The organism is Flavobacterium sp. W1B (assembly GCF_047344965.1).
Classification (GTDB): Bacteria; Bacteroidota; Bacteroidia; order Flavobacteriales; family Flavobacteriaceae; genus Flavobacterium.
In genome coordinates this window covers 2,814,959-2,833,931 of sequence record NZ_CP178845.1, presented here as the reverse complement: position 1 = coordinate 2,833,931, position 18,973 = coordinate 2,814,959, and the positions used below count along the sequence as shown (strand labels likewise).

The window sequence follows — 18,973 nt, the reverse complement described above, 5'->3', positions numbered from 1 at the left end:
TTTAAATATAAAACAGCGAATTATTATCAGTTTTTAAAATAGAAGTTGAGTTACAATAGGTTTTAATGTGAAATTTGAGGTTTAAGAATCAAATAATTTCTTTTCATATCGGACTCTAAGTTTTTAGAAATCATAATTTTTTAACAATTTTAGTTGGCTTTAATAAAATTTTTTAAATAATATAATATGTTTTTAATCGTATTTTTTGGTGTTTAATCTATATTTGTCACAGTTTTTTACTTGAAAAAGTAGAATTAATTTATAAACGACTAAAAAATAAAGTCGTTGTTTCAAAATGTCTGCCTATGAAGTATATACTATTACTCTTTACTGCTTCTTTTTATGGGCAGGTTCTACATCATCAAATGATTTCATCACAGGGAGCTACCCAAAAACTTTCAAATGGAATTATTGTTAAACAAACTATTGGTCAGCAAAGTGTTATTGGCATTTCTAAGGAGAATTATATAGTTATGCAAGGTTTTCAGCAGAGTTTTTGGAATAAATATATAGCGTCAAATTATTACAGCAATATTAAAACAAGAACTTACCCTAATCCCTTTATTAATACTGTTAGTTTTGAATTCTCGGAGCCAATTGACCAAGTTGTAAATGTGTTTATTTTTGATATTGGTGGACATTTAGTTTTTAAAAAATCCCAAAAACCAATCGATAAAGTTTTAACTTTTGATTTGAGTGTGATTTCAGGTCAAGCCTATCTAGTGCAATTGCAAACCGATAATTTTATCCATTATACCAAAATCATTAAACAATAATAAAAGGGATCGTTCCTTAGAAATATAATTACATTATGAAGAAAATAATTTTACTTTTTATATTCTTTTTTGCATTAAAAAGTTATTCACAGACTAGAGGTATTACTTACCAAGCTGTAATATTGAATCCATCAACAAAACAATCAAAAGAAGGAAGTCAGGATATTCCATTAATGAATAAGGACCTTTGTATGATTTTTAAATTTGTTGATGAATTTTCAAATCTGGAATATCAAGAAATTATTCAAACTAAGACAGATCAATATGGAATGGTTAATTTAATGATTGGTAGTGGAGAAAAAACGGGTGGATATGCATCGTCTTTTGAAACTATTTCTTGGGGTAAATTCACCAAAAAATTAGCCGTTGGCGTGAATATAAATGGGAGTTGTTCTTCATTTGTAGAGATAAGCAATCAAGATTTTAGCTATGTTCCTTATGCCTTTTCTGCAATAAATGCTGAAAATGTAAGCGGTGTGGTTGCTATCAAAAACGGAGGTACTAATGCTAGTACTGTTATGGAGGCCAAAGCAAATTTGCAAATTCAAAATGTGGATAACACGACTGATATAGATAAACCGGTATCAACGGCGACTCAAGCAGTTTTAGATTCAAAAGAAGATATAGTAAATAAAAGTACTGATCTTACTGCTGACGGAGGATCTGATACTAAATATCCAAGTGTAAAATCGGTAAAAACTTATGTCGATGCCAATACTGGATTAGTGGAAACAAATTTAACTGCAGAAGTAACAAGAGCCAAAGCTGCGGATGCAATAATTGCAGCTAACTTGACTGCTGAAATATCGGCAAGAACTTCTTCATATGCAACTTTGGCAACAAACTTAACTGTAGAAATAAATAGAGCAACTGCAGCCGAAGGAGTTTTAACAACGAGTATTTCTAACGAAGAAAACTTAAGATCAGCAGCAGATGGAGTTTTGACAACGAATTTGAATGCAGAAATTACCAGAGCAACAGCGACAGAAACTGCAAATGCAACAGCTATAATTACAGAAACTTCTAGAGCTACCACAGCAGAAGCTACCAAAGAAAATACAGCTAACAAAAGTACAGACGGAACATTTGCATCGAATTCAGACGTAAAATTTCCAACAGAAAAAGCTACTAAAACGTATGTTGATGCGAGTGCTTCAAATGGTTCAGCAGCATTAACTGCCGAAATAAATAGAGCAACTGCAGCCGAAGGAGTTTTAACAACGAGTATTTCAAACGAAGAAAACTTAAGATCAGCAGCAGATGGAGTTTTGACAACGAATTTGAACGCAGAAATTACCAGATCTATAGCAGCAGAAACAGCAAATGCAACAGCTATAACTGCAGAAACTTCTAGAGCCACAACAGCAGAAGCTACCAAAGAAAACACTTCTAACAAAAGTGCAGACGGAACATTTGCATCTAATTCAGACGTGAAATTCCCAACAGAGAGAGCCACGAAAACCTATGTTGATGCAACTGCTTCAACTGGTTCAACAGCATTAACTGCAGAAATAAATAGAGCTACAATAGCCGAAGGAGTTTTGACAACAAGTATTGCCAACGAAGCAAGTACAAGAACAGCAGCAGATGGCGTTTTGACAACTAATTTGAACGCAGAAATTACCAGAGCCACGGCAGCTGAAACAACTAATTTAAATGCCATTGCAACAGAAACTACTCGTGCCACAACTGCAGAAGCAACCAAAGAAAACACTTCAAATAAAAGCACGGACGGAACATTTACATCTAATTCAGACGTGAAATTCCCAACAGAGAGAGCTACTAAAACTTATGTTGACGTGAGTGCTTCAACTGGTTCTACAGCGCTAACTGCCGAAATCAACAGAGCTACAACAGCTGAAGGAATTTTAACAACGAGTATTTCAAACGAAGAAAACTTAAGATCAGCAGCAGATGGAGTTTTGACAACGAATTTGAATGCAGAAATTACCAGAGCTACAGCAGCTGAAACAGCTAATTCAGATGCTATTGGAACAGAAACTACTCGTGCAACAACTGTAGAAGCTACCAAAGAAAATACAACTAACAAAAGCACTGACGGAACATTCGCATCCAATTCGGATGTGAAATTCCCAACAGAGAAAGCAACAAAAACGTATGTGGATGCAAGTGCATCTTCAAATTCTTTGGCTTTAACAAATGAAATTTCTAGAGCCACTTTGGCTGAAACTACATTAGCTACGAATTTAACTACGGAAGTAAACCGAGCAACTACTGCTGAAGCTACAAAAGAAGATACCTCAAATAAAAGTACAGACGGAAGTTTTACTTTGAATTCCGATGTTAAATTCCCAACAGAAAAAGCAACAAAAACCTATGTTGATGGAACTGCTGCAACAACTTCATTGGCTTTGACAACTGAAATTTCCAGAGCAACCACTGTCGAAAATACGATTGCTGCGAATTTGGTTTCAGAAACTGCAAGATCAACTGCTGAAGAAGCTACTTTAACAACGAATTTAACTGCGGAAGTAAACAGAGCAGTTTCTGCTGAAGCAACGAAAGAAGATACAGCCAATAAAAGTACAGATGGAACTTTTACTGCTAATTCGGATGTGAAATTCCCAACAGAGAAAGCGACAAAAACCTATGTTGATGGAACTGCTGCAACAACTTCATTGGCTTTGACAGCTGAAATTTCCAGAGCTACAACTTCCGAAAATGCGATTGCGGCAAATTTGGTTTCAGAAACCACAAGAGCAACTGCAGCGGAAGCAACCAATGCTACTGCAATCGCTACCGAAACAACTCGTGCCACTGGATCAGAAGCTACATTAACAACAAATCTGGCAACAGAAATAACACGCGCTACAACTGCGGAAGCAACGAAAGAAAATACAACTAACAAAAGCACTGACGGAACATTTGCTTCTAATTCGGATGTGAAATTTCCAACAGAGAAAGCGACTAAAAGCTATGTGGATGGAACAGTTGCAACTGGTTCAACGGCTTTGGCTGCAGAAACTACTCGTGCTCTTGCAGCGGAATCTACTTTAGGAACTAATTTAGCATTAAAAGCCAATTCAGCTTCACCAACCTTTACGGGAACGGTTTCAGGAATTACCAAAACGATGGTTGGATTAGGAAACGTTGACAACACAACAGATTTATTAAAACCAATATCCATTTCAACTCAAACGGCATTAAATTTAAAAGCTGATTTGGCTTCACCAACCTTTACGGGAACAGTTTCAGGAATTACTAAAACGATGGTTGGATTAGGAAACGTTGACAACACAACAGATTTATTAAAACCAATATCAACTTCAACTCAAACGGCATTAAATTTAAAAGCTGATTCAGCTTCACCAACCTTTACGGGAACGGTTTCAGGAATTACCAAAACGATGGTTGGATTAGGAAACGTTGATAATACAACGGATTTATTAAAACCAATATCTACTTCAACTCAAACGGCATTAAATTTAAAAGCTGATTTGGCTTCACCAACCTTTACAGGAACAGTTTCAGGAATTACTAAAACGATGGTTGGATTAGGAAACGTTGACAATACAACTGATGCCAATAAGCCGGTTTCTACTGCAACTCAAACGGCATTAAATTTAAAAGCCAATTTAGCTTCACCGACTTTTACAGGAACGGTTTCAGGAATTACTAAAACAATGGTTGGTTTAGGAAATGTGGATAACACCACTGATTTAAATAAACCAATATCAACTTCAACTCAAACGGCATTAAATTTAAAAGCTGATTTGGCTTCACCAGCATTATCTGGAACACCAACTGCACCAACAGCTATAGCTGGAACAAGTACAACTCAACTGGCTACTACCGCTTTTGTTACTAATGCAAATTCAACCAATGCAAATTTAACAGGAGATATTACTTCTATTGGCAATGCAACGACAATTGGTAGTGGCAAAGTAGTTACTGCTATGATTTTGGATTCAAATGTAACTGATGCTAAAATTGCAACAGTAAGTGGTTCAAAAATTTCTGGAAATATAACGGGTAATGCTACGAATGTAACAGGAACTGTTGCTATAGCCAATGGAGGTACTGGTTCAGCAACTCAAAATTTTGTTGACTTGACTAATACCCAAACTGTTGCTGGAGCAAAAACATTTAGTAATGCAGTTACTGGATCATCTTTTGTGATATCAGGAGGAACTTCAATCCAGTATTTAATGGCAGACGGAACAGTTTCTACTGGACCGAGAGAAGTGAATGCTGAATTTACCGCCACCGCTAGTCAAACTAATTTTACAGTAACTCAAACTCCTTTAACTGGTCGAATAATAAAAATGTATGTAAATGGAATTAGAGTTAGTAATACAGCTTGTTCTTTTTCGGGAACTACATTAACTTATGTTCCGTCTAATAATGGCAATTATAATTTAACAGCTGGAGATAGAATTCAAATGGATTTCTTCTATTAATGAATTAATATTTTTAAATAATCAATTAGATGAATAAATTTAATTTAAAGTTTGTAGTAGATAAATTTTCCAACCGTATTAATTATTTGATACTGTTTTTAGTAGTAAATATTTATTTGGGAAACGCACAAACAATTCAAGCAGGTTTTAATCTGGTTGCTTACGAAGGATTTGATTATGCCAGTGGTTCATCATTATTAAATGCAAGTGGTGGTACTGGTTGGTCAACTGATTGGATAAAGACTTATGATAATAGATATTTAAAAACTTCAACAACAGGTTTTAATTATGCTGGATTGATAACCACCGGCCTTAAAGCCGAATTCGATTTTACTTGTTATGGAGCCTGTAATGATATTGCTTCTTTAGGAAGATCATTTCCGTTGCAAAATAAAGGGGTTGTTTATTTTCAATTTATATCCATTTTTGAAGCTTCTGCGGGAGGAGGAACTCCCACCATCAGGCTTTTTGACGGAGACACACAAACTGGCGGTATTGGATCGAGTGGTGGTTCGAATATGTCCATTTTAGCGGCTTCTCTTGCTAATTTGAGTTCGTCTTCAGCAAGTTTAAGTGCACAAAATTTGGTAATAGTTCGTATAGACTATGGTTTGAATAAAACGGAGATGTGGATTAATCCCGACTTATCCGCTTTTGATTATTTGAATCCAACAAGTCCATCTGCAACAGCTTCTGGTTTTGCACCAGCAATGGATCGATTTGATATTTTCATAAGATCCGGTAGCATTGATGAAATTACTATTTTTAAACAAATTCCAACATTAGATAAATATGGAAAAATAGATGCCAATATTCCTCAATCCATAAATAAAAATGGAATTGTAGGTTATGGAAATGGATTGACCCAAAACGGAAAAGTAATTTCGTCTGTAAAGAATGGATTGACAGCAACCACAGCAGCAACAAGCGCTTATCAAATCAAACAGGATTATCCATCCTCTCCGGATGGATTGTATTGGATATCGAATTCCAATATTAATGGAGGAACTCCTTTCCAGATTTATGCCGATATGACAACTGATGGTGGTGGATGGACATTGATTATGTGTAATGCAAGTAATGCAGGATGGAATTATGGCAATGCTATTTCTTTAAATACATCTTCCCCAAGTATATCTTCTAATTATTCCATTATTGGCTGGGCTGACTATATTAAAAAAAGCAGTAGCGGTTTTCAATATATGATTGATGCAAAATCAAGAAGAAGCTATGGAGGAATTTGGACTGCAAATGGTAATTATTCATTTACTAACTCCAATAATACACAAACTAATATTACCATAAATACAAAATTTGGGCTTGATGGAAGTGTCGGCACTTGGACTTATAGTGATGGAGGGATTGAACAAAGAATGCCTTGGTACTCCAATTGTGGTAATGAAGGATTTGTAACCACAAGTTTGGACTGCTCAGGCGGATCATGGTGGGGAACTTTAATTTCAGGACCAGGTTGGAAACCAGCTCCATGGATTTCTTCTGGTTGTGGCATCGAGGGATGTATGCAAGAACCAGAAACCATTTGGTATTGGGTGAGATAATAAACTAAAAAGCTTCCAACTCTGTAAAGATTGGAAGCTTTTTAGTTTAAAGATATTGGATTAATATTAACGTAAAGTTTTACAAATTAATTGCGTAATTTTCCTTCAAAACGTTATCCTTCTTTCATAATTTCTCTCACCGCCTGCTCATAATTACGGATGCTTTTGGCTTTTTTTATCTTTTTATGGACTTTGTGTGGGTTCGAAAAGATAACCGAAAAGTATTCCCATAGATGGTGCATTTTCAATAAAATGTGTGTTGCTCCTGATAAAGATTCGCTATAGCCAGCATATAAGGTATCGTGAAAATCGCTGAATAATTCCATTTTATTGGATGGATATTCCATGCTGTTGCTTTTTATCATGCTAGGCAAAAAAGGATCGGCAATTAAGCCTCTGCCTATCATCCAATGGTCTATCGAAGGAAAACGCTCTTGCATTTCATTGAATTTAGCCACCGATGTAATATCGCCATTGTAATACAATTTCAATTTTGTAGCATCGACACACTGTTGAAAGGCATCTAAATTTACGCCTCCATTATACAATTGTTTTCCAAGGCGGGCGTGAATCGCAATATTTTTGATTGGGTACTGCTCTAGGATGGGTAAGACCTGAAGGATTTCATCGGTATTTTCATAACCTAAACGCATTTTCATCGAAACTATAATATCCGACTCGGCATGTACTTTGTCCAGAATGGTATTTATTTTTTCTGTTTGGCAAATTAATCCCGAGCCCATTCCAGATTTGGTCACCATAGGATAAGGACAACCTAAATTCCAATTCAGTTCTTTGTATCCCAATTCCTGAACATACTTTGCCACGAATAAAAATTCATCGGCATCATTTGTAATAATTTGCGGTATAACTTCTAAATCCGAATTGTTTTCCGGAAGTAAATCGCGCTGATAAGACGATTTGATAATCAGTTTTCCGTTCAAACGGATATAAGGCGAATAAAAGGTGTCAATGCCTCCAAAATACTTGTTTTGGGCATTTCTAAAACGAAAATCAGTAAATCCTTGAAGTGGCGAAGAAAGTAGGGTGTAGCTCATGAAAATTATAATTGTGCAAATATAATCAATGCAAACTACAACTGTATCAAACAAAAAAAAGACTTTCGATTGAAAGTCTTTTTGTAAATAAAATTTGGTTCAGAATTTACACTTTACCCAAAGTATATAATTGTTCCATTGTAGGTGTTAAACTTCCGCCGGCTGGTTCTAGCGTAATTCCGAAGGCTTCCGCTTCTTCTGTGTTGTTTACAGCAAAAATGTGTTGGTTATTTTCGTCAAATTTTTCCAATAACCCAATGCTAGTTGGAGTCAAAGGATTTAATTTCAATGCCCAAACTTGATAAACCATTCCTTTTGGAGGTTCCGGTAATCCGGAGGCATCAACATAAACCGCTTGGGTTTCTTTGTTCCAATAGATTTTAGCAGAAGATTCAGGGGCTACAGTCTGTCCGCCAAGAATAATAACGGTATTTTTGCTATCTCTTATTACCGCTAAGTTGGTTTCACTTTGCTGGTTTTTAAGCATAAACTCATTTTTTTCTTTTTCTATTTTTGCTTTTTCGGTCTCAATATTTACTACTTGCTTATTGCTTTGTTCCAATTGATTGTATTGATAACCAATTCCAATCATTAATATAATGGCGGCCGCCCAACCTATATATTGTGCCCAGTTTCTTGATGGTTCCGTTTCAATTATTGCTATTTGATTTAAATCGAGTTTTGCTTTAATTTTTTCATAATTAGCCACCGATTGAAAAGGAGAAAAACTGGAAGACAATGCCACAATTGCTTTTTCGATGCCAATAATTTCCGCATTAATTTCAGGATTTTTTTTTGCCATAGCGGTAACCTCTTCATTTTCGGATTCACTTAGCAAGCCGTAAACGTAGAGTTCCAAAATTCCTGATTCTATATATTCTTTTGTTTCCATTATACTTTCAAATAGTTTCTTAAATCATTGATGCAATTTCTATTGTGGGTTTTTACGGTTCCTAGAGGAATATCCAACTCTTCTGAAGCTTCTTGCTGGGTATAGCCTTTAAAAAACAATAAATCAATTATTTGTATGCATTTTGGTTTGAGTCTTTTTACAAATTCTTGAATCCCAATTGTATCTACTTTATTTACTAGCTTACTGCTATCGTCTAATAGATTTACGAAATTATCCGAAGAAAGGTTTTTTTGGTTGTTGTTGAAATTTTTAGAGCGCAGTGTATCTATAGCGGTATTTCGGGCAATGTTTATGATCCAAGTATAGAATCGGCCTTTATTTTCCTGATACGAATCAATATTTTTCCAGATTTTTACAAACACGTCTTGAAGTACATCTTCGGCTTCCTCTCTGTTTTTTACAAGAACGCTGATTACGGCAAATAGACTTTTAGCATACATATCATAAAGATGCGTAAATGCCTTTTCGTCTTTTTTATAAATCAATACTAGTAATTCTTCTTGGGTCATATTCTTTTTTTTGCTGTTACAAACTTATACATTCTTATTTACAATTGATAAGTTATATTATCGGCTGGTTTAATTTTTTTTGAAAATTAAAAAAAACACGCTTTCATGTAATGTGTAATTGTTTAATAATCAGTAAATTAGATAAAATTTATTTTTTTTTAAGATTTGGAAAACCAAATCGGATACAATTACGTAAATACAATACTAACCTTTTAAATTATGACAAAATGAAAAAAACAAAAATGATATTAGGCCTGTCATTAGTGGCGATTTCAGGCTTAATTTTAGTAGCAGCAGATCATATTGATGCTCCTGCGGTGACTGGTAATGCAGCTGATATTACCGATATGTATACTTTTCAAGGGCAAGACACAAATAATTTGGTATTTGTAGTAAATACACAAGGACTGTTAAGCCCTAATGCAACAGCCTCAGCTGTATTTAATGAAAATGTAATGATTGAAATCAATATTGACAACACAGGTGATAATGTGGAGGATTTAGTGATTCAAGCCATTAAAAGAGGAAATAGGATGTATTTCTTTGGACCTTACGCCCCGATGACAACTGGTAATTCAAGTACAATTAAAAGGAGTGCGGAGTCAGGAAGTGTGGCGATTTCTGCTTATGGTGCAACCCCTGTAGTGGAAACAAAAAACGGAATGAAGTTTTTTGCAGGACCAAGGGACGATCCTTTCTTTTTTGACTTAGGACAATTTAAGGCAATTCTTGCCGGAACTGCTTCTGGATTCAATAATCCGGGGACAGATACTTTTGCAGGATCTAATGTACTTGCAGTAGTAGTAGAAGTTCCAAAAACAATGTTAGGTAATTCAAGCACTATAAATGTTTGGGCTAAAACAAAGAAAAAACAATTATAATTTTATTTAAAAACATAAAAAGATGAAATCAAATAAATTAAAAATTATAGCTATAACATTATTTTGCACAGTTGTTTTAGTAAATTGTGACGACAATAATGACAATAATGGTCAGCATGTAAATCTTGATTTTTCAGGGACTTTTCTGCAACAAGACCAAATGGCAAGACCGGCAATAAATACCGTTTTTATTGCTGCTGGTCAAACAAAAGATGAATATAACCTGGCTATTCCCTCAACAATGGGAGTAAAATACCAACCTATTTTTCAATCTAGATTGTTAGCCTTATATCCGGGATACACCACAAATGCTTTAACTCAAACAGCATCACAATTTACGGGGCTTTTAGCGACCGATGTATTGAATGTTGATAAAACTAAAACAACTACTTTTTATGATGGAACAAATATTCTAACAGGTAGGGCTTTAGCCGATGACGTAATTGATACAGAATTGTTATTAATTTTTGGTGGACCAGCAGGAACTTCAAACCCAGGACTTACTTCTGATCATGTTAGCATCAATGATAAACCATTTTTAAACTCATTCCCTTATTTGGCTACAGCTTGGTAATAATTTTATATAAAAAAAACAGGGTGCTTTCTTTGTAATTGCACGCTGTTTTTTTTTAACAAATAACATTAGATTATGAAAATAGCAAATACAATCACCTTATTGGGTTTTACGATCTTATTTATATTCGGTTGTGAAACGAAACCGGATGAAGTTACAAAAACTTCAGATTACAATAAATATTTAAATGTAAAAGATAATAAATCAATGACTTTTGCCAATAATGAAATCGATTTTTGGCAAAAAAAATTTGATGCTGCTCCCAATCAAATTAGTTATTTAAGTTTTATTGCTGCTAATTATGCTACACTTTTTGAATATACTGGGAATATTAAATATTTATATAAGACAGAGTCTTTGCTGACACAATCTAATGCAGCTTATAATTATTCTAAGACTTCAACTATTCGATCTTTAGCAAGAAATTATATAACGCAGCATCGCTTTAAAGAGGCTTTGGAATTAGCTAATAAAGCTTTAGCGATTGGGGAAGGGAAAAAAGAAACTCAAAAATTATTATTTGATGTTCAGATGGAATTAGGTAATTATCCCGAAGCCATCAAGAATTTGAATGCTTTTCAAAATATGAAAGACTATGATTATCTGATTCGATTGGCGAAATGGAATGACCATAAAGGCGATTTGAAAACCGCCATTGGTTTGATGGAAAAAGCCAGAGATATTGCCGAAAACGAAGGTAATAAAGTGCTTAAAATTTGGTCTTATTCTAATCTTGGCGATTATTATGGTCATGCAGGCAGAATTCAGGAATCCTATGATAGTTACCTGAAAACTTTGGCAATTGATCCTAATTATTCCTATGCTTTGAAAGGAATTGCTTGGATTGTTTTTTCGCACGAAAGAAATACAGCGGAAGCCAAAAGAATTGTAGAGACAATTGAATTGACTCACAATACGCCCGATTTCTATTTATTGAAATCACAAATTGCCCAATTTGAGGGAAATAAAGCCAAAGAAACAGAAAATAGAAATGCTTATTTTGCAATGCTGGAAGCCAACAATTATGGCGCGATGTACAACAAATACAATGTTTTGATTTATGCTGATGCAAAAGAAACGGCTTCGAAGGCATTAGAAATTGCAAAAACGGAAGTAGATCACCGTCCAACTCCAGATTCCTATGATTTGCTTGCCTGGTCGTATTTGAATATGGGGGAAAATAAAAAGGCATTAGAAATTGCCCAAAAACACGTAGTTGGAAAATCATTTGAACCAAAAGTACAATACCACTTGGCAATGATTTATAAATCGAATAATTTAAAGCAAAAAACAAAACCTATTAAGGAAGAATTACTCTCCAGCATCTATGAATTAGGACCTAATTTTGACCAAAAGCTAAATCAATTGTAGCATTGAGTTTTTACAGCTCTAATTGCTTTCTTTGGTATTTGGTTTTATTTAACATCCGTTTAAGCAAAATAATATATATTTAAATAGTTGGTATAATAGCTATTTGTTTAATTTTATAAAAAATATAAAAATGAAAAAAATATTAGTATTTGCTTGCTGTTCATTATTCTTTTTTAGTGGTCAAACTCAGGCTCAAAACAAAAAAGCAGTTAAAAGTAAAAGTGAAATAGCTATGGGAAAACAAACAATTTACCAATTTAAAGTAGAGGATTTGTCAGGGAATATCTTTGATTTTTCGACTTTAAAAGGTAAAAAAATAATGATTGTAAATACGGCTTCAAAATGTGGATTAACTCCTCAGTATAAAGATTTAGAAGCCATTTATAAAGAATACAAAGACAAAGGCTTTGTTATTGTAGGTTTTCCGGCTAATAATTTTGCTTCACAAGAGCCGGGAACCAATGAAGAAATAGCCACTTTTTGTCAACAAAATTATGGAGTTTCTTTTCCAATGATGGATAAAGTATCTGTAAAAGGAGATGATATGTGTGCCGTTTATCAATTTTTGACACAGAAAGCTAAAAACGGATTGCAAGATTCGAATGTGGAATGGAATTTTCAAAAATACCTTATCAATGAAAAAGGAGAATTAGAGAAAGTAATTGCACCAAAAACATTGCCAACTGATCCATCTGTAATTGATTGGATTAAAGGTTAATTTTCAAAAGAGTTTAAAATAAAAAAGCTATTCCTGATTTTGGAATAGCTTTTTTTATAGTTGAAAATGAAACTTAAAGTAAAAGTTGCATAAAAACGGAATCCAGCCAACGGTCAAATTTATAACCTGATTCTTTGATAGTTCCCGCAATTTCAAAACCATATCTTTTATGAAAATCGATACTGCCTTGATTTTCGGAATCGATAACGCCAATCATATTGTGGAAACCTTGTTTTTTAGCCAGTTGAATCAATTCGGCCAATAGAAATTTTCCGGCACCTTTGCCTATAAATTCTTCAGCTACATAAACGGAGTGCTCAACCGTAAAACGATAGCCGGTTTTTTCCCTAAAGGTACCATAGGTTGCATATCCAATAGGAGCATTTTCATATTCCGCAACAATTACGGGGAAGTTTTGATCTTGCTTTTTTTCAAACCATAATTTCTGAGTTTCAAAATCACGTGGCTCATAATCATAAATCGATGTACTGTTGAGTATTTGGTGATTTACGATTTCTAATATGGTGTCTAAGTCTGAAAAAACGGCGGGTCTGATCTTGATTTTCATATAAAATCTAATTTACTACAAAATTAAGAAAACTATTTAAGTTTATAGAAAAACGAAGGAACTTTGTATCTTTGGGACTTTGACTATAGCCGATAGGCAAACATAAAATAAGAACAATGATTTACCCCAAAATACCTTTAGCTCAAAGTTTAATTCAAATTTGTTTAGTCAAAGGAATAACAACTATTATAATCTCTCCGGGTTCCAGAAACGCCCCTTTAACGATTGGTTTTGCTAGTAATCCAGAATTTCAATGTTATAGTATTGCCGATGAACGTGCCGCTGCTTTTTTTGGACTTGGAATCGCACAGCAAACTAAAAAACCGGTAGCGCTTGTTTGTACTTCTGGTTCGGCCTTATTGAATTATTATCCCGCTTTTGCGGAAGCATTTTACAGTCAGATTCCTTTGATTGTAATTTCAGCCGATAGACCTCAAAGTAAAATAGATATTGGAGACGGACAAACCATCCGACAGCAAAATGTTTTTATAAATCATTCTTTATACAATGCTAATTTGAATGAATTGGTTTCTGTAGAAAATGATTTAAAAATAAATGAAGCCATTAATACGGCAATCCTAAAAAAAGGGCCGATACATATTAATGCGCCCTTTGAAGAACCTTTGTATGAAATGGTTTCGGAGCTTTCTGTAAAGGCGAATATTACTACTGCAGCAAAGGAAAATAATACAATTTCAATAGAAGATTTCTCTGAATTTGCAGATATTTGGAATAAATCATCCAAAAAAATGATTCTCGTTGGGGTCAATGAGCCTAATACGATAAGCGATTTTGTAATTGACACATTGGCTCAAGAGGAATCGGTTGTGGTGCTGACAGAAACGACTTCAAATTTACATCATCCTTCTTTTATTTCTAATATTGACAGTATAATTACTCCTTTTGTAGAGGAAGATTTTGAGCGTTTTCGTCCCGATGTTTTGGTAACTTTTGGAGGAATGATTGTTTCTAAGCGCATCAAAGCTTTTTTACGAAAATATAAGCCTAAATACCATTGGCATATTGATTCTTTGCGTGCCTATGATACTTTTGGCGCTTTGACCAAGCATTTTGAAATGAATCCAAATGATTTTTTCGAATTGTTTTTACCTCTTACAAAAGCAATTCCAAGCGATTACTTTCATAAAATGAATGAGGTAAATCTTTTGCGTAAAATAAAACGCGAAAATTATATCTCAAAAATTCCTTTTTCTGATTTTGTAGTTTTCGATAAAGTGATTAAAACTTTACCCAAAAACAGTCTATTGCAAATCAGTAACAGTTCGGCGATTCGCTATACCCAACTTTTAGATATAGATCCTTCAATTGAGGTATATTGTAATCGTGGGACAAGCGGTATCGATGGAAGCACTTCGACTGCCATTGGTGCGGCTGTGGCCAATAAAAAACAGACCGTTTTTATAACGGGAGATATTAGTTTCCTTTACGATAACAATGCACTTTGGAATAAATATATTCCAACTAATTTCAAGATTATTTTGATAAATAACGGCGGCGGCGGTATTTTTAGAATTTTACCGGGACATAAAGAAACCCCTGTTTTTAATACCTTTTTTGAAACATCTCACAGTTTGACAGCCGAACATTTGGCCAAAATGCATGGTTTTGAATATGCAATTGCCAATGATGAAACGAGTTTAATAAACAATTTGAAAAACTTATATGCTCAAAATGAAAAACCGGCCATTTTAGAAGTTTTTACTCCAATGTTAGAAAATAACAGTATTCTTTTGCAATATTTCAAGGAGTTGGTTTGATTAAAAGTTTTGAGGAGTATATAAATTATAATATTTTTTTTACATTAAATAATAGCTATTTTTTAAATAAATGTTTAGATTTGAGGATATAAGAAAATTATTAATCAACATTTAAAACTTTATTTATGAGTGTAAGAGATGAATTAATTTTAAAGTATGCTGCCGATTTGAAAGACAAATGCGGTGTTAGCCCGAACATGGATTTGTTGACAAAAGTAACGATTGGCTGTGGTCCTTCAATCTATAATGCGGATGCTGCTACCGTTGCCGGAAGCCAGCAAGAAGAATTAGATACGGTTAAAAATAATTTTTTGATCAAAAAATTAGGACTTTCTGATGGATCTAGTTTGGATGCAGGAATTGATGCTGTAATGGAAAAATACGGTCGATCTAACAAAAATAAATACAGAGCGGTTGTTTATTATTTATTGACAGTTCACTTTAACAAAGAGAGTGTTTATAATTAATTATTAAAAACCCTTATTAAAATAAAAAAAGCGTTCGCCTTGGGGAACGCTTTTTTGATAAATAAATTTAGCGAATTGGAATAGGAAACACAGGAATACTTGCATGTCCTAATTCATCAATTGACTGGACGGCAAAGAAAAAGTTATCTTTAGAATAAGGTATTTCTGCTTTAGTATTAGTTACAAAAATGCTTTTCTCCCAATGTGAAGATGCCGTTTCTCTAATTAGGATTTGATAGCCATAAATCTTTTTTCCTTCAGGGGCTTTCCATACTAAAGTTGATGAATTGCTAAGCTCTTTAACTTCAATTCCTACGTTAAGCGGCGCTTTCGGAGACCAAGCTAAATTGCTGAATACAGCCAGATTTGAACAGGTAATTTTTCTTAGGTATTCAAAATCCATGAATTCAGGAAGATCACCATATTTTATACCATTTTCAGTTCTTAAATCTTGGTGCTGATGCTCATAGTTTTCATTCATTTCGCAAAAACGAATTGCAGGAAAACCGTTTTGGCTAAAAGGCGTGTGATCTCCACCACGCAAAAAACGATCATTTCGATACACTAAATTGATGTCCAATTGATCTATATATTGATTTGTAGTTGTTTTTATGTATCTCGCCAGCAGTCTTGAGGGACTGTCATTGTCTCTGTTGGTTGCTTTGCGCATTTTTGCTTCTTCTTCGGTTTCCAGATATGGAATGGTTTCGCTAAATACTCTCACTTTTGTATTGTCTCTCAATAGCGTTCCGCTTGACAAACTGTTGCCAATCATGTCATTATTAATCATCGCAATCACATTCCATTTAGACTCTTTGGCAAGTTCTGCTAAATGTTTAGCCCCATAAAGACCTTGTTCTTCTCCTGTAACGGCAACAAAAATTAAGGTATAAGGAAACTCTCTTTTAGACATTATTTTGGCCAATTCCATCATCGCAGCTACACCAGAACCATCGTCATTTGCTCCGGGCGCATCTGAAGTTGTGTTCATAACATCAGAAACGCGAGAGTCAAGATGTCCGCTTATGATTATGACACGATTATCAGTTGGATCAGTTCCTTTTAAAGTAGCCATTACATTGCCCAATTGGCTGTCAACTGCAATTCTTTTTCCATCCGCTTTTACGGTAAAATAGTCAATTGTGGCAGTCAGTCTTCCATTAGATTCTAAAGCATATTTATCAAACTCAGATTTGACCCAACGTTGTGCTGCGCCAATGCCACGGGTTTTACTTTTAGTATCGCTTAAGGTGTGTCGGGTTCCAAAAGACACTAATTTACGTACCGTTGCTTCTAGATTTTCCGCTTTTACTTCGGCAACCATTTTGTCAATTTCTGGATCCTTAAGTGTCGATTGAGCGGATATTACAACAGGAAAGAAAAATAAGAGGGATAGATAAATAATAGAATGTAGTTTCATTTTTGGTTATGTTTTTTTCAAATTTAACAAAAAAATATAAATCAAAACTAGCCAGACTTTTGACTGATATTATTTCGAAAGGAATTTTGGTAATCGAATATATATTCTTTGCAAAATCATTTTTGGTAATGCTATTTTCAAACTTCGTACCTTTGCGCTTTAGAAAAATGAATAAAATGATTGAAATAGGAAAATACAATACGTTAACTATACTCAGAGATACTAAAGTTGGATTGTTTTTAGGTACGCCAGAAACGGATCCCGAAGGAATACACGATATACTCTTGCCTAATAAATATGTTCCCAACGAATTTGAAATAGGTGAAGAACTTATTGTCTTTGTTTATTTAGACCATGAGGAACGCCCGGTAGCAACTACATTAGAACCTTATATTTTATTGAATGAGTTTGCGCTTTTACGTGTGAATTATGTCAACCAAATTGGTGCTTTTATGGATTGGGGAATGGAAAAAGATATTCTTGTTCCTTTCAAAGAGCAAGCACGTCCTATGGAAAAAGGCAAGCGTTACCTGGTTTATCTTTACATGGATGAAAAAACCAACCGTTTGGTAGCATCAAGTAAAACCAACCAATTTCTGAAAAACGAAGAACTTACTGTTGAAAAAGGAGAGGAAGTGGAACTGATTGTTTCTCATATTACCGAAATAGGAATCAATGTTATTATAAATGAGCGTCATAAAGGATTATTGTACAAAGATGAAGTTTATGATGATGCAATTCGTACCGGAGATCGTATGCGTGGTTATATTAAAACCATTCGTCCTGACAATAAAATAGATGTTTCCTTGCAAATTCAAGGCTATGAAAGTATTGAACCCAATGCTGATAAAATATTAGACGAACTAAGAGCGAGTCGCGGTTTCTTGCGCTTGAACGACAATTCTCATCCCGAAGATATAAAGACGGTTTTGAAGATGAGTAAGAAAACCTTCAAGAAAGCGATTGGAGCTTTATATAGAGAAAAACTAATCGAAATCAAGGAAGACGGTATTTACTTGGTTAAAGAGTAATAAAAAAAGACTAATCATAACGATTAGTCTTTTTTTTAGGTTTTCAAATTCAAGTCTAGCTATTCATTAGCATGTACACTTTCAGATTTTTGTACAATTTCTTTAATGATCTCATCAAGTTCCTTGCTTGAAATGATTATATTATCTAAAAGAAACTTTTTTTCTTCTACAGAGTTATCCGTATTTTTTAAAAGTTCAGTTAGAGCCATTAATCTCGATAAGGGTGTTCTAACAACATGAGATTGTATCCAAGTTATCTCTTTGAGTAAATTATTTTGCTTTTCTATTTTTTTAGTATGCCGTAAAGTTTCCTTAAAACTATCATTTAATCTCATGAACAATCTAGGAATTAAGGTACAGACTAAAAAACTGAGAAAAATTAAGTTCGAAAAAACCGCAAAAAGTTCACTTGGTTTAATAGTAGCATTATTAGCCAGTATGAAATCAAAATAATATAATAAAATATAAAGTATTGAAATGTATAGATTTAAAAGCGCCGGAAAGTATTCGTTTTTAAAAGAATATATAAAAACGGATAAAAAACAACAAGCAAGTAAATAGAGAGTACTATTAAGACCAACATAATAGATCAAAGTAAAGCTAAGCACGTAACCAGTGCCTATAAATAATAGTTTTCGGTGTTTTATTTTAATTCCTTTTTTAAAACCCAGCATTATAATGATTAAAACAGAAACCACATCAATTATCACCAACTGATAATAACCAAAATCTAAAGCCCAAAGAACAGAAGGGATTAAAGCAATAATAGATAAGGGAATTACAAAAATAAGCGTATTGGTAAACATATCGTCTCTCCAATATTTCAAATTTTTATTTTGATTTAAAGAAATTAAAACAGTATCCTTTATAGCTGAAGTATATTTTTCACAAAAATTCATCACAGATTAAATTAAATTAATAACTGTTTG

The 18,973-nt window shown here is 34.0% G+C and carries 16 protein-coding genes; 10 read left to right on the top strand and 6 right to left on the bottom strand.

From position 1 onward, the window contains the following. The first annotated feature begins 305 nt into the window (after nucleotides 1–305). From ACMDB5_RS12300 to ACMDB5_RS12290, 3 genes are read left to right on the top strand one after another with little or no spacing between them, the layout of a single operon-like run. A complete protein-coding gene (locus ACMDB5_RS12300) occupies nucleotides 306–776 on the top strand; it encodes a T9SS type A sorting domain-containing protein (protein ID WP_413998554.1) in 471 nt (156 codons plus the stop codon). Between the two features lie 35 nt (nucleotides 777–811). Beyond that, complete coding sequence (locus tag ACMDB5_RS12295; RefSeq protein WP_413998553.1) at nucleotides 812–5,197, top strand: beta strand repeat-containing protein; 4,386 nt, start codon at nucleotides 812–814, stop codon at nucleotides 5,195–5,197. A 29-nt stretch (nucleotides 5,198–5,226) separates the two neighbouring features. Beyond that, complete coding sequence (locus ACMDB5_RS12290; protein WP_413998552.1) at nucleotides 5,227–6,756, top strand: fibrinogen-like YCDxxxxGGGW domain-containing protein; 1,530 nt, start codon at nucleotides 5,227–5,229, stop codon at nucleotides 6,754–6,756. 113 nt (nucleotides 6,757–6,869) lie between these two features. Here the strand turns inward: ACMDB5_RS12290 and ACMDB5_RS12285 are convergent, their stop codons facing one another. The 3 genes from ACMDB5_RS12285 to ACMDB5_RS12275 form a co-directional block, all read right to left on the bottom strand. Further along, complete coding sequence (locus ACMDB5_RS12285; RefSeq protein WP_413998551.1) at nucleotides 6,870–7,814, bottom strand: tRNA dihydrouridine synthase; 945 nt, start codon at nucleotides 7,812–7,814, stop codon at nucleotides 6,870–6,872. A 106-nt stretch (nucleotides 7,815–7,920) separates the two neighbouring features. Next, nucleotides 7,921–8,706: an anti-sigma factor domain-containing protein gene (locus ACMDB5_RS12280; RefSeq protein ID WP_413998550.1), complete on the bottom strand. Its 786-nt coding sequence runs from the start codon at nucleotides 8,704–8,706 to the stop codon at nucleotides 7,921–7,923. Continuing rightward, nucleotides 8,706–9,236, bottom strand: coding sequence for an RNA polymerase sigma factor (locus tag ACMDB5_RS12275; RefSeq protein WP_413998549.1), 531 nt, complete (start codon nucleotides 9,234–9,236; stop codon nucleotides 8,706–8,708). Before ACMDB5_RS12275 ends, ACMDB5_RS12280 begins: the two co-directional genes overlap by 1 nt. 227 nt (nucleotides 9,237–9,463) lie before the next feature. On the opposite strand from ACMDB5_RS12275, the gene ACMDB5_RS12270 reads away from it, so the two are divergent. The 4 genes from ACMDB5_RS12270 to ACMDB5_RS12255 all read left to right on the top strand — a co-directional run bounded on the left by ACMDB5_RS12270 (nucleotide 9,464) and on the right by ACMDB5_RS12255 (nucleotide 12,780). Beyond that, nucleotides 9,464–10,117 carry a DUF4331 family protein gene (locus ACMDB5_RS12270; protein WP_413998548.1) on the top strand — a complete coding sequence of 218 codons (654 nt, stop codon included), beginning with the start codon at nucleotides 9,464–9,466 and terminating at the stop codon, nucleotides 10,115–10,117. Nucleotides 10,118–10,139: 22 nt separating this feature from the next. Beyond that, a complete protein-coding gene (locus ACMDB5_RS12265) occupies nucleotides 10,140–10,691 on the top strand; it encodes a DUF4331 family protein (RefSeq protein WP_413998547.1) in 552 nt (183 codons plus the stop codon). Nucleotides 10,692–10,766: 75 nt separating this feature from the next. Then, nucleotides 10,767–12,062 carry a tetratricopeptide repeat protein gene (locus ACMDB5_RS12260; RefSeq protein WP_413998546.1) on the top strand — a complete coding sequence of 432 codons (1,296 nt, stop codon included), beginning with the start codon at nucleotides 10,767–10,769 and terminating at the stop codon, nucleotides 12,060–12,062. 130 nt (nucleotides 12,063–12,192) lie between these two features. Next, complete coding sequence (locus ACMDB5_RS12255; protein ID WP_413998545.1) at nucleotides 12,193–12,780, top strand: glutathione peroxidase; 588 nt, start codon at nucleotides 12,193–12,195, stop codon at nucleotides 12,778–12,780. Between the two features lie 73 nt (nucleotides 12,781–12,853). Here ACMDB5_RS12255 and ACMDB5_RS12250 read toward each other — a convergent pair whose 3' ends face one another. Next, nucleotides 12,854–13,348 carry an N-acetyltransferase family protein gene (locus tag ACMDB5_RS12250; protein ID WP_413998544.1) on the bottom strand — a complete coding sequence of 165 codons (495 nt, stop codon included), beginning with the start codon at nucleotides 13,346–13,348 and terminating at the stop codon, nucleotides 12,854–12,856. Nucleotides 13,349–13,464: 116 nt separating this feature from the next. Between ACMDB5_RS12250 and menD the strand changes: the two genes are divergently transcribed. Both menD and ACMDB5_RS12240 read left to right on the top strand, forming a co-directional pair. After that, the gene (menD, locus tag ACMDB5_RS12245; RefSeq protein ID WP_413998543.1) at nucleotides 13,465–15,126 is read left to right on the top strand and encodes a 2-succinyl-5-enolpyruvyl-6-hydroxy-3-cyclohexene-1-carboxylic-acid synthase; all 1,662 of its coding nucleotides are present in this window, start codon (nucleotides 13,465–13,467) and stop codon (nucleotides 15,124–15,126) included. A 125-nt stretch (nucleotides 15,127–15,251) separates the two neighbouring features. Continuing rightward, entirely contained in the window at nucleotides 15,252–15,593 is a 342-nt protein-coding gene (locus tag ACMDB5_RS12240; RefSeq protein ID WP_413998542.1) for a DUF2853 family protein, read from the top strand. 67 nt (nucleotides 15,594–15,660) lie between these two features. Here ACMDB5_RS12240 and ACMDB5_RS12235 read toward each other — a convergent pair whose 3' ends face one another. After that, the gene (locus tag ACMDB5_RS12235) at nucleotides 15,661–17,013 is read right to left on the bottom strand and encodes a M28 family metallopeptidase (RefSeq protein ID WP_413998541.1); all 1,353 of its coding nucleotides are present in this window, start codon (nucleotides 17,011–17,013) and stop codon (nucleotides 15,661–15,663) included. A gap of 176 nt (nucleotides 17,014–17,189) precedes the next feature. Between ACMDB5_RS12235 and ACMDB5_RS12230 the strand changes: the two genes are divergently transcribed. Then, nucleotides 17,190–18,044 carry a S1 RNA-binding domain-containing protein gene (locus tag ACMDB5_RS12230; protein ID WP_414000387.1) on the top strand — a complete coding sequence of 285 codons (855 nt, stop codon included), beginning with the start codon at nucleotides 17,190–17,192 and terminating at the stop codon, nucleotides 18,042–18,044. Between the two features lie 59 nt (nucleotides 18,045–18,103). Here ACMDB5_RS12230 and ACMDB5_RS12225 read toward each other — a convergent pair whose 3' ends face one another. Next, nucleotides 18,104–18,943, bottom strand: coding sequence for a histidine kinase dimerization/phospho-acceptor domain-containing protein (locus tag ACMDB5_RS12225; protein ID WP_413998540.1), 840 nt, complete (start codon nucleotides 18,941–18,943; stop codon nucleotides 18,104–18,106). Between the last annotated feature and the right edge of the window lie 30 nt (nucleotides 18,944–18,973).

Coding starts and splice junctions, on each gene's coding strand:
- ACMDB5_RS12300 (WP_413998554.1), top strand. CDS start 306: ATGAAGTATATACTATTACTCTTTACTGCTTCTTTTTATGGGCAGGTT.
- ACMDB5_RS12295 (WP_413998553.1), top strand. CDS start 812: ATGAAGAAAATAATTTTACTTTTTATATTCTTTTTTGCATTAAAAAGT.
- ACMDB5_RS12290 (WP_413998552.1), top strand. CDS start 5,227: ATGAATAAATTTAATTTAAAGTTTGTAGTAGATAAATTTTCCAACCGT.
- ACMDB5_RS12285 (WP_413998551.1), bottom strand. CDS start 7,814: ATGAGCTACACCCTACTTTCTTCGCCACTTCAAGGATTTACTGATTTT.
- ACMDB5_RS12280 (WP_413998550.1), bottom strand. CDS start 8,706: ATGGAAACAAAAGAATATATAGAATCAGGAATTTTGGAACTCTACGTT.
- ACMDB5_RS12275 (WP_413998549.1), bottom strand. CDS start 9,236: ATGACCCAAGAAGAATTACTAGTATTGATTTATAAAAAAGACGAAAAG.
- ACMDB5_RS12270 (WP_413998548.1), top strand. CDS start 9,464: ATGAAAAAAACAAAAATGATATTAGGCCTGTCATTAGTGGCGATTTCA.
- ACMDB5_RS12265 (WP_413998547.1), top strand. CDS start 10,140: ATGAAATCAAATAAATTAAAAATTATAGCTATAACATTATTTTGCACA.
- ACMDB5_RS12260 (WP_413998546.1), top strand. CDS start 10,767: ATGAAAATAGCAAATACAATCACCTTATTGGGTTTTACGATCTTATTT.
- ACMDB5_RS12255 (WP_413998545.1), top strand. CDS start 12,193: ATGAAAAAAATATTAGTATTTGCTTGCTGTTCATTATTCTTTTTTAGT.
- ACMDB5_RS12250 (WP_413998544.1), bottom strand. CDS start 13,348: ATGAAAATCAAGATCAGACCCGCCGTTTTTTCAGACTTAGACACCATA.
- menD (WP_413998543.1), top strand. CDS start 13,465: ATGATTTACCCCAAAATACCTTTAGCTCAAAGTTTAATTCAAATTTGT.
- ACMDB5_RS12240 (WP_413998542.1), top strand. CDS start 15,252: ATGAGTGTAAGAGATGAATTAATTTTAAAGTATGCTGCCGATTTGAAA.
- ACMDB5_RS12235 (WP_413998541.1), bottom strand. CDS start 17,013: ATGAAACTACATTCTATTATTTATCTATCCCTCTTATTTTTCTTTCCT.
- ACMDB5_RS12230 (WP_414000387.1), top strand. CDS start 17,190: ATGATTGAAATAGGAAAATACAATACGTTAACTATACTCAGAGATACT.
- ACMDB5_RS12225 (WP_413998540.1), bottom strand. CDS start 18,943: ATGAATTTTTGTGAAAAATATACTTCAGCTATAAAGGATACTGTTTTA.